Annotated in this window: 8 protein-coding genes, 3 pseudogenes and 1 riboswitch; of the genes and pseudogenes, 8 read left to right on the top strand and 3 right to left on the bottom strand. The window is 60.3% G+C overall.

Annotated features, from left to right (window positions below; genetic code table 11):
* Window positions 1-233 precede the first annotated feature (233 nt).
* Window positions 234-1,241: a GTP 3',8-cyclase MoaA gene (moaA, locus tag ACK8CO_RS00190; protein ID WP_414898980.1), complete on the top strand. Its 1,008-nt coding sequence runs from the start codon at window positions 234-236 to the stop codon at window positions 1,239-1,241.
* Between the two features lie 148 nt (window positions 1,242-1,389).
* Window positions 1,390-2,124: a YrbL family protein gene (locus ACK8CO_RS00185; RefSeq protein WP_414897724.1), complete on the top strand. Its 735-nt coding sequence runs from the start codon at window positions 1,390-1,392 to the stop codon at window positions 2,122-2,124.
* A 37-nt stretch (window positions 2,125-2,161) separates the two neighbouring features.
* On the opposite strand, the gene ACK8CO_RS00180 is transcribed toward ACK8CO_RS00185, so the two are convergent.
* On the bottom strand, window positions 2,162-3,532 hold the full coding sequence (locus ACK8CO_RS00180; RefSeq protein ID WP_414897723.1) for an aspartate aminotransferase family protein: 1,371 nt from the start codon (window positions 3,530-3,532) through the stop codon (window positions 2,162-2,164).
* A 320-nt stretch (window positions 3,533-3,852) separates the two neighbouring features.
* On the opposite strand from ACK8CO_RS00180, the gene ACK8CO_RS00175 reads away from it, so the two are divergent.
* The 4 genes and pseudogenes from ACK8CO_RS00175 (at window position 3,853) to ACK8CO_RS00160 (ending at window position 8,401) form a co-directional block, all read left to right on the top strand.
* A complete protein-coding gene (locus ACK8CO_RS00175; RefSeq protein ID WP_414897722.1) occupies window positions 3,853-5,064 on the top strand; it encodes a M24 family metallopeptidase in 1,212 nt (403 codons plus the stop codon).
* Complete coding sequence (argE, locus tag ACK8CO_RS00170; RefSeq protein WP_414897721.1) at window positions 5,064-6,224, top strand: acetylornithine deacetylase; 1,161 nt, start codon at window positions 5,064-5,066, stop codon at window positions 6,222-6,224. The genes ACK8CO_RS00175 and argE overlap by 1 nt, the downstream gene beginning before the upstream one ends.
* Window positions 6,225-6,573: 349 nt before the next feature.
* Window positions 6,574-7,330 (top strand): annotated as a pseudogene (locus ACK8CO_RS00165) (IS5 family transposase).
* Window positions 7,331-7,676: 346 nt separating this feature from the next.
* Window positions 7,677-7,839: riboswitch (yybP-ykoY riboswitch) on the top strand.
* Between the two features lie 4 nt (window positions 7,840-7,843).
* Complete coding sequence (locus ACK8CO_RS00160; protein ID WP_414897720.1) at window positions 7,844-8,401, top strand: manganese efflux pump MntP family protein; 558 nt, start codon at window positions 7,844-7,846, stop codon at window positions 8,399-8,401.
* Between the two features lie 246 nt (window positions 8,402-8,647).
* Here the strand turns inward: ACK8CO_RS00160 and ACK8CO_RS00155 are convergent.
* Window positions 8,648-9,087: pseudogene (locus ACK8CO_RS00155) on the bottom strand (ParB/RepB/Spo0J family partition protein); the annotation flags it as partial.
* Window positions 9,088-9,371: 284 nt separating this feature from the next.
* Between ACK8CO_RS00155 and ACK8CO_RS00150 the strand changes: the two are divergent.
* Entirely contained in the window at window positions 9,372-10,808 is a 1,437-nt protein-coding gene (locus ACK8CO_RS00150; protein WP_414897719.1) for a P-loop ATPase, Sll1717 family, read from the top strand.
* Window positions 10,809-10,948: 140 nt separating this feature from the next.
* Window positions 10,949-11,948, top strand: a pseudogene (locus ACK8CO_RS00145) (IS481 family transposase).
* A gap of 71 nt (window positions 11,949-12,019) precedes the next feature.
* Here the strand turns inward: ACK8CO_RS00145 and ACK8CO_RS00140 are convergent.
* A complete protein-coding gene (locus ACK8CO_RS00140) occupies window positions 12,020-13,180 on the bottom strand; it encodes a reverse transcriptase domain-containing protein (RefSeq protein ID WP_414899052.1) in 1,161 nt (386 codons plus the stop codon).
* Between the last annotated feature and the right edge of the window lie 177 nt (window positions 13,181-13,357).

Raw genomic sequence — 13,357 nt, 5'->3', positions numbered from 1 at the left:
TCAAGCCCGGCCTCGGGTCCCGGCCGCTGGCCCCGGCCCCGGAAAAGGCCGGCTCTTCCGTCGTCCCGGAGGGCTGTTCCCGGCGCTCTTCCCCCGGCCCGGGGGCGCACGATCTCGCGCGGCATGGGCGGTCTCCCTGTTGGCAATGTCGCCTGCCAGCCTAACGGCTTCGAACCGGAGCCGAAAGGCGCTTGCCGCAGCTTCCCCCAGGCCTTAGGGTCTGCGACATGATGCTGCAGCCGCCCCTTGTCGACCCCTTCGCCCGCGCGATCACCTATCTCAGGGTCTCGGTCACCGACCGCTGCGACTTCCGCTGTGTCTATTGCATGGCCGAGAACATGACCTTCCTGCCAAAGCGCGAGCTGCTGACGCTGGAAGAGCTGGACCGGCTCTGTTCGGCCTTCATCGGGCTCGGGGTGAAGAAGCTTCGCATCACCGGCGGCGAGCCTCTGGTCCGGCGCGACATCCTCACCTTCTTCCGCGCCATGGGCCGCCATCTCGACAGCGGCGCGCTGGACGAGCTGACCGTGACCACCAACGGCTCGCAGCTCGAAAAACACGCCGCCGCGCTTCATGCCGCCGGGGTGCGCCGCGTGAATATCAGCCTCGACACGCTGAACGACGAGAAATTCGCCCGCGTCACCCGCTGGGGCCGGCTGGCCCAGGTGATGCGCGGGATCGATGCGGCGCAGGCGGCCGGGCTTCGGATCAAGATCAACACCGTCGCGCTGAAGGGGTTCAACGAGGACGAGCTGTTCGACCTGGTCGACTGGTGCGCCGCGCGCGACATGGACCTGACCTTCATCGAGGTCATGCCGATGGGCGATCTGGGCAATGATTACCGGGTCGGCCAGTACTGGTCCGTGCGCGGTGTGCGCACGCAGCTCGAGGAGCGCTTCACGGCCGTCGATCTGGCCGAGCGTACCGGCGGCCCCGCGCGCTATGTGCGGCTGGCCGAGACCGGCCAGAAGATCGGCTTCATCACCCCGCTGTCGCATAATTTCTGCGAAAGCTGCAACCGGGTGCGGCTGACCTGCACGGGCGAGCTGTACATGTGCCTCGGCCAGGAGGACCGCGCCGATCTGCGCGCGCCGCTGCGCGACCATCCCGACAGCGACGCACCGCTTCACGAGGCGATCCGCGCCGCCATCGCGGCCAAGCCCGAGGGCCATGACTTCGACTATTCGCGCCAGCGCGCCGACGGTCAGGTCAGCCGCCACATGAGCCATACCGGCGGCTGACCCCGGGGCTCTTGCGACGGTGCAGCGCAGGCCGCGGCCGGCTCGGAAATTTGTATGGAAATCAAACGGAAAACATCTTAGGCAGGGGTCGTTTCAACCGCAGCCACTGTTCTTGGCGCGTTTCACGATTTGCCGAAGTTACGACCGAATGACCAAGACCGCGCCGAGCTCCCCTGACGAAGACATCATCGCTCTCGACCCGAAGGACAGCATTGCCGAAGGCGGTGAGCGTTGGGTCTTCCTGCATCCCGACTACCCGCAGGTCCTGATCAAGGTTCTGAAGCCCCGCAAGACCGAGATGTTCGACCGCTGGTGGACCTTCGGCCATCTGTCGCAGCGTTTCCTGCCCGCTTCGCGCTACCGCTCGACCGCAAAGCAATATGACGAATACCGCCGTCTGGTGATGGAGAACATCTTCGATCCGGATTTCGAGCTGCCGGTCGCGCATCTTTACGGCTTCGTGAAGACGAGCCTCGGCTATGGCAGCCTGACCGAGCATATCACCGACGGAAGCGGCGGCACCGCGCTCAACCTGCAACAGCGGATCGAGGCCGGCACCTTCACCGAAGCAGACCGCAAGGGCCTGAACCGGTTTGTCGAGCGGCTTTACGACATCAGCATCTGCGCCGCCGATATGGGGCCTGCGAATTTCGTCTATGGTCATCGCGGCAGCGGCCGGCCCGGCAGCAATGGCGCCCCGCAATGGGTTCTGGTCGACGGGTTCGGCGACCGCTATGCCATCACCGCCCGCACCTATTCCCGCCGGATCCGGCTGCGCGGCATGGACAGCCGGTTCCGCAAGGGCAAGAAGGTCCGTGGCCTGCGCTGGTGCTCCGACGCGCGCCAGTTCGAATTCGAGGACGGCTACCGCCTGATCACCTGAGCGGGCGCGCCCTTGCGGCGCGCCCCTGCCCCCGGGATCAGCCCAGCACCGCCCTGACGGCCCTCGCCGTGACATCGACCACCCGGTCGGCCTCGTCCCGGGTCAGGCAGAGCGGCGGCGCGAAGCCGATGATGTCGCCCTGCGGCATCGCCCGGGCGATCACGCCCTCTTTCAGCATCGCAGCCACCACCGCGCCTGCGACCTTGCCCGCCGGGTCGTAGAAGCTGCGCGAGCCCTTGTCCTCGACCAGCTCGACCGCGCAAAGCATGCCCTCGCCGCGAATGTCGCCGACATGGGCGTGCTCGCTCAGCGCGGTCTTCATCGCAGTGACGAAATAGCCGCCCGTTTCGGCCGCGTTCTTCACCAGCCCCAGATCGTCGATGAGCCTGAGATTGGCGATGCCCGCCGCCGCCCCGATGGGATGCGCCGAATAGGTCCAGCCATGGCCGATGGGGCCGAATTCGTCGGTGCCCTCTTCCAGAACCTTCCACATCCGCTCCGACACGATGGACCCCGAGAGCGGTGCATAGGCCGAGGTCAGCCCCTTGGCGATGGTGATGAGATCGGGTTTCAGCCCGTATTTCGAGGACCCGAACATCTCGCCCAGACGGCCGAAGCCGGTGACGACCTCATCGACGATCAGCAGGATATCGTGCTTTTCAAGGATCGGCTGGATCGCGTCCCAATAGCCCGCGGGCGGCGGCACGATCCCGCCCGTGCCCAGCACCGGCTCGCCGATGAAGGCCGCGATGGTGTCGGCCCCTTCGCGCGCGATCAGCGCCTCGAGCTCGGCCGCGCAATGGGCCACGAAATCGGCCTCGGTCATGTCGAGATCGGGGCGGCGGTAGTAATAGGGCGCCTCGGTATGAAGGATCGGTGCCAGCGGCAGGTCGAACTTGTTGTGGAACCCCGCAAGCCCGGTCAGCGAGCCCGTCATCAGCCCCGAGCCGTGATAGCCCCGCCAGCGGCTGATGATCTTCTTCTTCGCGGGCCGGCCGCGCACGTTGTTGTAATACCAGACAAGCTTGATGTTGGTCTCGTTCGCGTCCGAGCCGCCAAGACCGAAATAGACCTTGGACATGTGATCGGGCGCGCGGTCCATGACCATCTTGGCCAGCGTGATCGAGGCTTCGGTGCCGTGCCCCACATAGGCATGGTAATAGGACAGCTGGCGCGCCTGTTCGGCGATGGCCTCGGCGATCTCGCTCCGCCCGTAGCCCACATTCACGCAATAAAGCCCGGCAAAGGCATCGAGCAGCCGGGTGCCCTCGCGATCCTCGATAAAGACGCCCTGCCCGCCCGAGATCACCCGCTCGGGCGCCTCGCCGCGGGCGAATTGCGCCAGATGGGTCGAGGGGTGGAAGAAGCTCTCCCGGTCCCACTGTTCCAGCATGTCGTTCTTCAGCATCCGCCGTGTCCTTTCTTCCGGCATCGCGCCCGGCCGCAAGACCGGGCCAGACGACTGGTCCAGACGGCGGGACATGATGCGTTTCGGTCCGGGGCATGGGCCCCCTGCCCCTCACACCTAGCCCGGAACGCCCGTTCTTCCCACCCCATCGCCCGGAAAGGCGGCAGCCGGGCGGGCAAGGCCGGGCCATCGGCATCCCGCCCCTGCCCGCCCCCTTGACGTGGCAGGGCGGCTTCTGTCTCATCGGCCGCATCGCCCCCTTTACCCCCTTTCCGTCCCGGTCCGCCCGGCGGCGGCCTGCCGCAAGGAGCCCTCTGCCCATGACCGAAGAAATCGTCCAGTTCGGCTATGCCGCCGAAGGCCGCGCGCCCTTCTCGCTGGCCGAATACGAACGGCGGCTTGGACTGGTGCGACGGGCGATGGAGGAAAAGGGCATCGACATCCTCTTTGTCGAGGACCCGTCGAACATGGCCTGGCTGACGGGCTATGACGGCTGGTCCTTCTATGTGCATCAAGGCGTGCTGGTCTTTCACGATGCCGACCCGATGTGGTGGGGCCGCCAGATGGACGCAAACGGTGCAGTGCGCACGGTCTGGATGGCGGGCGCCCATATCACGCATTATTCCGACGCCTATGTGCAATCGACCGAGCGCCACCCGATGCAGCATCTGGCGGGGCTTCTGCACGATCTGGGCTATGGCGCCCGGCGGATCGGGGTCGAGATGGAGAATTACTATTTCTCGGCCAAGGCCTATGTGACGCTGCGCGACGCCCTGCCCGAAGCGCATCTGGTCGATGCCACCGCGCTGGTGAACTGGCAGCGTACGGTCAAGTCCGACGAAGAGCTCGACTTCATGCGCCGTGCCGCCTCGATCTCTGAACGGATGATCGACGGGGTTCTGGACCGGATCGAGCCGGGCCTGCCCAAGAATGAGCTGGTGGCCGATCTCTACCGCGACGCGCTGGCGGGCAATGGCGACTGGGGCGATTATCCGGCAATCGTGCCGCTTCTGCCCTCGGGCAAGGATGCCTCGGCCTCGCATCTGACCTGGGACGGGCGGCCCTTCGAGAGCGGCGAGGCCACCTTCTTCGAGATCTCGGGCTGTTACCGCCGCTATCACGCGCCCTTCTGCCGGACGATCTTCCTGGGCGAACCGCCCGATTACATGCGCGCCGCCGAAGCCGCGCTGATCGAGGGGATCGAGGCCGGGCTCTGGGCCGCCAAGGCCGGCAACCGCGCCTGCGACATCGCCAATGCGCTGGCTGCGCCGCTGGAACGCGCGGGCATCCGGCGGGGCGCGCGCTGCGGCTATCCGGTCGGGCTCAGCTATCCGCCCGACTGGGGCGAGCGCACGATCTCGCTGCGCGAAGAGGACGACACCCTGCTGGAGGAAGGCATGACCTTCCATTTCATGCCCGGCCTCTGGATGGAGAACTGGGGGCTCGAGATCACGGAATCGATCCTGATCCGCGAGGAGGGCCCGGCCGAGACCCTGTGCAACCGCCCCCGCAAGCTCTATGTGAAACCATGATGACCCGGCTTGACGACACCTGCGCGATCCTCGCCGATCTGGTGGCCTTTCCCACCGTTTCGTCCGAGTCGAACCTCGAGATGATCGTCCATATCGCCGCGCTTCTGGGCGATCTGGGCGCGCGGGTCGATCTGTTTCACGACGCGACCGGGCACAAGGCGAACCTCTTCGCGACGCTGGGGCCGCGCAACACCGATGGCGGGATCGTGTTGTCGGGCCATACCGACGTGGTACCGGTCGCCGATCAGGACTGGTCGACCGACCCGTTTACGCTGCACGAGGCCGACGGGCGGCTTTACGGGCGCGGCACCTGCGACATGAAGGGGTTCATCGCCGCCTGCCTCGCCATGGCGCCGCTCTATGCCGGGCTCGAGCTCACCCGCCCGCTCCATTTCGCCTTCACCCATGACGAGGAGGTCGGTTGTCTCGGCGGGCAGGCGCTGGTGGCCGAGCTTTCGGCCCGCGGACTGCGTCCCGCCATCGCGCTGATCGGCGAGCCGACCGAGATGCGCATCGTCGAAGCCCACAAGGGCTGCTGCGAATACACCGTCGAATTCCACGGCCGCGAAGGCCATGGCTCGAACCCGGATGCGGGCGCGAACGCGGCCGAAGCCGCCGTGCGCTATGTCACCCGCCTGATGCGGCTGGCCGACGACCTCAAGGCCCGTGCGCCGGAGGACAGTCCGTTCGAGCCGCCCTGGACCACGGTCAATCTCGGGCGGATCTCGGGCGGGCATGTCCATAACGTGATCCCGGGCAAGGCCGAGGTCGCTTGGGAAATGCGCCCGGTGCGCTCGGACGATATCGCCTTCGTCAAGGAGGCGATGGCGCGCCATGTGGCCGAGCTTCTGCCCGACATGCAGGCTGTGGCACCCGAGGCCCGCATCCTGACCCATGTGATCGGCGAGGTGGTCGGGCTCGAGCCCCTGGCAGGGAACGCCGCGCGCAGGCTCCTGGCCGAGCTCACCGGACAGGAGCGCGCCGAGACGGTGCCGTTCTCGACCGAGGCCGGGCTGTTCCAGAGCCTCGGCTGCGCCGCCGCCGTCTGCGGCCCCGGCGCCATCGCGCAGGCCCACAAACCCGACGAATATGTCAGCCGCGACCAGCTGGCCCAATGCCTTACGATGCTGGAGGGGCTGGCCGGAGTGCTGACTGCCTGAGGCCGCATCTCGGCGCGCTCGGCCTGGCCCGGATCGCCCAGTTCCTACGCAGACTGCGTGGCACCGGCCGATCAGCGGCCATCAGGGCCTGCGGTTGATCTGTCGCAATACCCGCGCCGATCCTTCATCCAGTCCTGTCGCGTCGTGGTGCAATCGTCGCCGAGGCGCTGCCCGGACTGATCGATTTCCTTCTGGTTCAGGCTTCCGCGCAGCGGGGTACACGGCCTTAGAAGTCTTCTATGGGGTCAATGCGATGCATGGCACCGAGCCTGCCTCGCGATTCTGGGGTCAGGATGCATTTATTTCGGTCGCGCAGCATGCTTCACGGCTCCGAAAACGGAGCGGCGAGATGAGCGATCTCTTCTGGCTGACCGAGGCGCAGATGGCACGTGTGGCCCCTTTTTCCCGAAGTCTCATGGTAAGCCCCGGGGGGACGACAGGCGCGTGTTGGGTGGGATTATCATCATCAATCGCAATAGCTTACGTTGGCGGGATGCGCCGAGGGAGTATGGTCCGCATAAGACGCTTTACAGCCGGTGGAAGCGGTGGAGCGAGAAAGGCATCTTCGCCCGGATGATGGCAGGTCTGGCCGCTGAGCACGGCGAAGAGAAGACCGTGATGATCGCCGCGACATATCTAAAGGCCCATCGAACGGCGACCAGCATGGCCGCCCAAAAGGGGGGCGTGGTCGTCTGATCGGTCGAACCAAAGGCGGCATGAACGCCAAGCTGCACGCCATCTGCGACAGTCAGGGACGACCGATCGACCTGTTCGTCACCGCCGGACAGGTGAGCGATTACATCGGCGCGCGCGCATTGCTCAGCGGCCAGCCAAACGTCGAATGGCGGCTCGGGAATCTCGGCTACGATGCCGACTGGTTCGGAGAAGCTTTGCAGGACAAGGGCATACGCGCCTGCATCCCCGGCCGGAAACAACGGAAGACGCCCGCCAAATACGATAAGCGACGCTACAAGCGGCGCAACCGGATCGAGATCATGTTCGGCAGGCTCAAGGATTGCAGGCGCGTCGCGACCCGCTATGACCGATGCCCAAAGGTGTTCCTATCAGCCATCGCTCTCGCGGCGGTCGTCATCTATTGGTTATGAATCCTGCCCCTAACACCGGCCTGATCGCTTGGCAGGCCGAGCAAAGACCGCCCCGGAGTTTTATCTCGACTTAGAAATGGTGCGGGTGGTCTGCAACGTATCATGCTGGTTTCAAGTGAACTTTCTAACTTCTGGGTAATATGTGGGGCCGAGCGGAATATCTGTTCCACAATTTCCTCAGCCCGCAATGACTTGCAGTCCCGCCAAAATGTCCTGTCATGATTCGCTGCTACCAGGCACTCGCGGCCGAGAGCGGTCGGCCTGTTCCTGTCGCAGAGGTGGCATTAATTGCGTCCCCGGCATGGAGGGAATACCCGCGTTGGCCGCTTCATCGTGTCCGCATATGTAGCTGCGCATCGGGGAGTAGCGTTCGCCAGAGATGGCGGGGCAAGTCAACATACTCGCGGCATATCCGCGTGGCGTGTCCGGTTCGAAAGGACTTCGCAAGACCGTGGCGAGACGACTCTGCTGGCGGGGTCGGTGCATCGCCCGGATCAGCCCCGAGGACCTCTCATGTCACCGATCTCCATCGGCGTACTTGCCGTCTCCATGTCGCTCGATGCGTTCATCGCCTCCGTTGGCAAGGGCGCAGCTGGCCCCAGGCCAAGCCTTGGAAAGACCTTGCGGACAGGGCTCATCTTCGGAGTGATCGAGGCGCTGACGCCTTTGATCGGATGGGCTGCCGGGGTCGCCGCTTCGCAATATGTGTCTGCAGTCGATCACTGGATCGCGTTCGCTCTTCTTGCCGGGGTCGGACTGCACATGGCGCTGCATGCCGACAACGGCCCCGAGGGAAAGGCTTCCTCCAGCTCGCTCTGGAGTACGATTGCCACCGCGGTCGGAACCTCCATCGACGCGATGGCGGTTGGTGTCTCGCTGGCGTTTCTGCAGGTTAACATCCTCATGATTGCGCTCGCGGTTGGTATCACCACGATGCTGATGAGCTCGACCGGGCTGCTGTTGGGCCGGTTCATCGGACAGCGGATCGGGCGCATCGCCGAGAAGATTGGCGGCGTGGCTTTGATCGGCCTCGGAGCGTTGATCCTGTGGGAGCATCTATCGGCTGCATAGCCCGGGAGCAGTTGCCTGCCTGAAGTCTTCTCAGCTGAGAACTCCGAGCCTCTAAAACTGAACCGTCAGGTGAAGCGAGGAAGGAAAACGTCTCTGCCCTGCCGATAGCCGACGTTCGATGCCCCAAGCCCGATCCGGTAGCGGATCACGGAAGCGGCCGTTCATCCCCGCTGCGGCATGCCCTGGAGCCGCTAAAGCCCGGAGAGCGGGACTTTGCTGCCGTTGAACGAATGGCAGCATTCCGAATTCCTCGATGTGGCCCTTCTCGCGCATCGCCTGAAACGCGCGGAACTGGTCGAGCGGATGCAGCGGCGCGCGCTGAACGTTCTCGGCGAGGCTGTCTTCCTCGGCGAGCCCGTCGGTTCGGACGATGCAAGGCAGTCGGTTCGGACGATGCAAGGCACAAGTGCTGTCTTGTTCATGCGCCTCGAGCTGACGAGCAGTTCCAGCGCCCGGAACCGCCGCCCGCTGGCGGGAATCGTGTACATGCCGGTCTTGGCGCCATTGTCGTCCAGCATGGGCCGCACGGTGATGGAGCTGAGCAGCGTCCGCTGCGCGATGTCCTCGGCCAGTTCCTCGATTGACACGCCCGCCTTGACGTAGCGCAGGTTCGACTGGCTGAGCATCAGCTTGTTGAAGGGGATGTCGCGCGAGGCGCTGAGGGTGATCCTCTGTTGCTTGGTCATCGGGATATCTCCGCGACGGGTCAGCCGGGAGCCTCTCTCCCGACCTCCAAACCCGTCAGGGAAAACCCGGCCCACCTCTTGCTCTGGGAAACCAGGGCACCGACCTTTCGCCATCCGCTATGCGGATCGTTGCCTTCAGATCGCAGATCTTACCGTTTGCTCGCGATCGTGAAAACTCCAACAAATGCGAAGCCGGGGACGATGTTATTGACATTTGATGTGGCGGTCACGCACTCTATGTGAAGCCACCCATTTGATGTTACAGAAACCGAGAAAGTTGTTTAATGAACGAAAACTCTGAGATAAATCGACTATTCTTTTCAACAGCATCACAGTGGAAGATTTATCCTACTCCCGGAAAAATGGACAAGCTCTTCTACCCAACAGCCGCCTTAGAGAGAGCAATTCTTCAGCGTTTCGGGTTACTCATTGGGCGCAAGGGAACAGGAAAAACCGCATTTGCGCAACACCTTATTGACAAGTCCCCCAGTGCTACCCGCCTAATAAATTTTGGAAAGTTCCCATTTTCCGACATGAAACAAAACAGAGAAGAGGGGATCATTGATAACTTTTCGTTTGTGAACACTTGGAAGACAATCATTTTGAACGCGTTTATCGAGTTTCTCGCAGAGGCTGAGGGCTTTGATCCATTATATGAAAGGAAACTAAAGAAGCTCCTAAAGATTGATCCAAATTTGGCATTGGAGCCCGCCGCTCGAAGATGGAACAATCTTGAATTCTCTCTCTCAGCATTGGGTGTCGAAGGCGCTGTATCAGGGAGACGAGAAAATTATTCCGAATTGAGTTTGAGCGAGAAAGTTGAGTGCTTGGAGGAGATTGTTGCACGAGCAACGCAACGAAATATTGAATTTACCCTGATTTTTGATGAGCTCGACTTGGGCTTTTCGTTTTTGGGGACAGAGTTTTCTAACTCAGACTACCCTTCAATACTCAGTAGCCTTCTGCGGGCGTCTTATGAGATTAACGGGAGATATTCCGAAGGACCTGTTAGACTACATACTCTGGTTTTGATCCGGGACGATATTTTTGACGTCCTTGTAGACCCTGACAAGAACAAATGGCTTGACGATGCGGCGAAGCTGGAATGGACTCGGACCGAACTTAAGAAAATGGTTGAGCATTTGCTATCTAGCTCAACGGGACGCAGCTGTGATTTTGAAGCGCTCTTCGATCGATCAATCCGCCAGTCGAAAATGGTTGTTGGCAAAGGCGGCAAGTCACATGTACGGCTGTCCGAATACTTCTTTGAGTGCACCCAGCGACGACCCAGAGATGTGATTATGTTCTTACGTGAAATTTCTTCTATTGCGTTGCAAGAAAAGAAGCCCACTATTGATGCGTTTATTATTCCCGAATCTGAGCGAAAATACTCTGAACGACTTAAGCAAGAGCTCGTCGATGAAATCCATTCAGTCCTGCCCGAGATTTCCGAAATTTTTGATGCTATTTCTTATTCAGGCAGAGTCAGGTTCAAAAAAGAGGAGCTTATGTCATTGGTGGGACGGGCGGTCGGAACCATCCAAAAATCAGATTCTCAATTGTTGAAGATATTGGCGATCCTCTATTACTTTTCAGTTATAGGTGTAGTCGGCAATGCAAATATCATTTATAAATGTGAGCGGCCAGGATCAAGGTTCATTGGGCAAAATAACCTGGAACTTCATCCAGGTCTACGAATGGCCATAAATTTCAACCACTAGATAAGATTCGGATTTCGTTCAAAGATGCGGGTTATTTCAGAAACTTGATATATACGGGTTCGAAGCAAAACTTGGTAGTCTAGGTGTTTGATCCCAGGGTTTGATGGTGCGATCCATTCGTTGGAATAGAAGGAAGCACTATGGGACAAGTTCGTCATGGCTACGCCACGACCACGCACGCTGTCAGAGCAGCAATACAGCGATCGCAAGCTTCGAACGCGGAGCTAAGCCGAGAACTGGGAATCAATCCGAAGACGGTCGCAAAGTGGCGCAAGCGGCAGCCGGTCGAGGATCGGAAGACCGGTCCGAAGGAGCCGCGCTCAACCGTCTTGAGCGAAGACGAGGAAGCGGTCGTGGTCGCCTTTCGCCGGTACACACTGCTGCCGTTGGACGACTGCCTCTATGCCTTGCAGCCGACTATTCCGCACCTCACGCGGTCCTCCTTGCATCGCTGTCTGCAGCGGCATGGCATCTCACGGCTGCCGGACATGGACGGCGACAAGCCCAAGAGACAGAAGTTCAAGCGCTACCCGATCGGCCCTCGCCAGCGGGTCTCGAACCGATGGCGACCACGCAGGCTCGATCCACATCGACATCGCCGAGCTGCGGACAGCCGAAGGCAAGCTCTATCTCTTCGTGGCCATTGACCGAACCAGCAAATTCGCCATTGCGTAGCTGGTCGAGAAAGCGGACAGGAAGACGGCCTGGGAGTTTCTGGTGCTTCTTCTCGACGCTGTCCCCTACCGGATCCACACGATCCTGACCGAAAACGGCATCCAGTTCGCCGAACAGCCGCGAAACCGGAACACCATCATCTCTCGGCCTATGCGGTTCGACATGATCTGCGAGGCGAACGGGATAGAGCATCGGCTCACAAAGCCGAACCATCCGTGGACCAATGGCCAAGTCGAGAGGATGAACCGGACGATCAAGGACGCGACCGTCAAAAGGTACCACTACGACAGCCACGGACAGCTACAAAGCCATCTCGCTGACTTCCTCGATGCCTACGACTTCGCCCGACGCCTCAAGACACTCAGCGGCCTCACACCATACGAGTATGTCTGCAAAAACTGGACTTCCGAGCCAGATCGATTCATCCTCGATCCGATCCACCAGATGCCGGGACTGAACACCTAGATCGCCAGGTTTTCCACGCCTTTCGATGGGGTGCGATCGATATTGGCGAACATGCCTCCACCCTTATTTGGTTACGAAAAGCTGCCCAACGTATCGCGCTCCATCCGCTTCACCTCTCGCCACACCGAAGCGCTGAATATTCTCATTATCTCTGCGTCGGTCTTCTCCGCTAAGTTTCGGTAGCGTTGAGGTGCAAGAAGCTCAAGGTGTGTCAACATTTCTTCGCGCGTGTACGTGCCGAAATTCGGATAATAATTGCTTTCCCGGTGATTGAACTTCGCTTGGTGATAAGCCTTTAGCAAACGCTTAAGTTGAGACGCGGCCTGTCCGCCAAGCCGCGCAATCACTGCTGACCTGATCTGCGCGTCCATTTTGGCAAGCAGGTTGAGATCATTGATCTGAGAAAAGTAAAAAATCCAGCCGACGTTCACTCCGGAAATTTTGCAGCCTGTGATCCTAAGGTTGACTCGCCACATGGCTCTTTGCCACTCGGCCGGATTGGTGCCGTAGATGATCTCCATGATGCTGGACATTAGATTTTTCTCAGTGGCCGTTCGAACTGATATTTTCTGACGGCTGATTTCGTATCCCAAATATGAAACGCTGGAATTTGCCTCCGTGATCTGAGATTTTCCCGTTCCGAGCGGGTGGCAGGTTAGCTTTTTCTTTGACCTCAAGGTTTTAATGATATCCGCCGCCATCAATTGTGCTTCGCCTTCTGAAGCGATGCACAATATGTCATCCACGTAACGATGATATTTTAGGCCCAGTTCCTGCTCGTACTGAGCATCCACGCTCTTGAGGTAAATCGAGGACAGCATGTTCGAGATGCTCAAGCCTTGAGGTATGCCGAGATCATTTGATGCATTCTCGGCAACCGTAGTTCCGGTGGGGGTTTTGAGCGCCGCCGAAATCAAGGTGAGGGGTGGGGCTGTACGAATCTTTGTACGCAGATTTCGCATCAAGATGTCGTGGAAAACTGAATCATAGAAAGACTGGATGTCGAGTTTGATAAAGCAGTCATCATCGCGCATAGTTTCTACCGAATGTAAAACAGAGCTGATCACCGGGTGAGCGTGCTGTGGTCTGCAATCGGGAAACATTGAAGTCAGAAAATTGTTTAGAGCTCGAAGCGTAACCCTATCTCGCAAGGTCGGTATCGAAACTTGCCTTGGAGGGCTGAAAGAATTTTTCAGTATGAGCTTCTGACGGTATGGAGAAAATCTATACACGCCAGACAGGGCGCGATGCCTTATGAGATCCACTTCTCGATCGCGGGAAGCCAAAAACTTTTCGTAGCTGGTTCCATCCACACCTCGCGCAACGCCCTCCCTCAAATGGAGATCAATGACCTCGTTTAGATCGCGCTCTGAAAAATGGCGAGCAAAAGCTTCTGCCGAACTAAAGGA

This window comes from Rhodovulum sp. HP10 (assembly GCF_047553435.1).
Classification (GTDB): Bacteria; Pseudomonadota; Alphaproteobacteria; order Rhodobacterales; family Rhodobacteraceae; genus Rhodovulum.
Note: the sequence above shows the minus strand (reverse complement) of the source record. Positions and strands in the feature narration are given on the sequence as shown.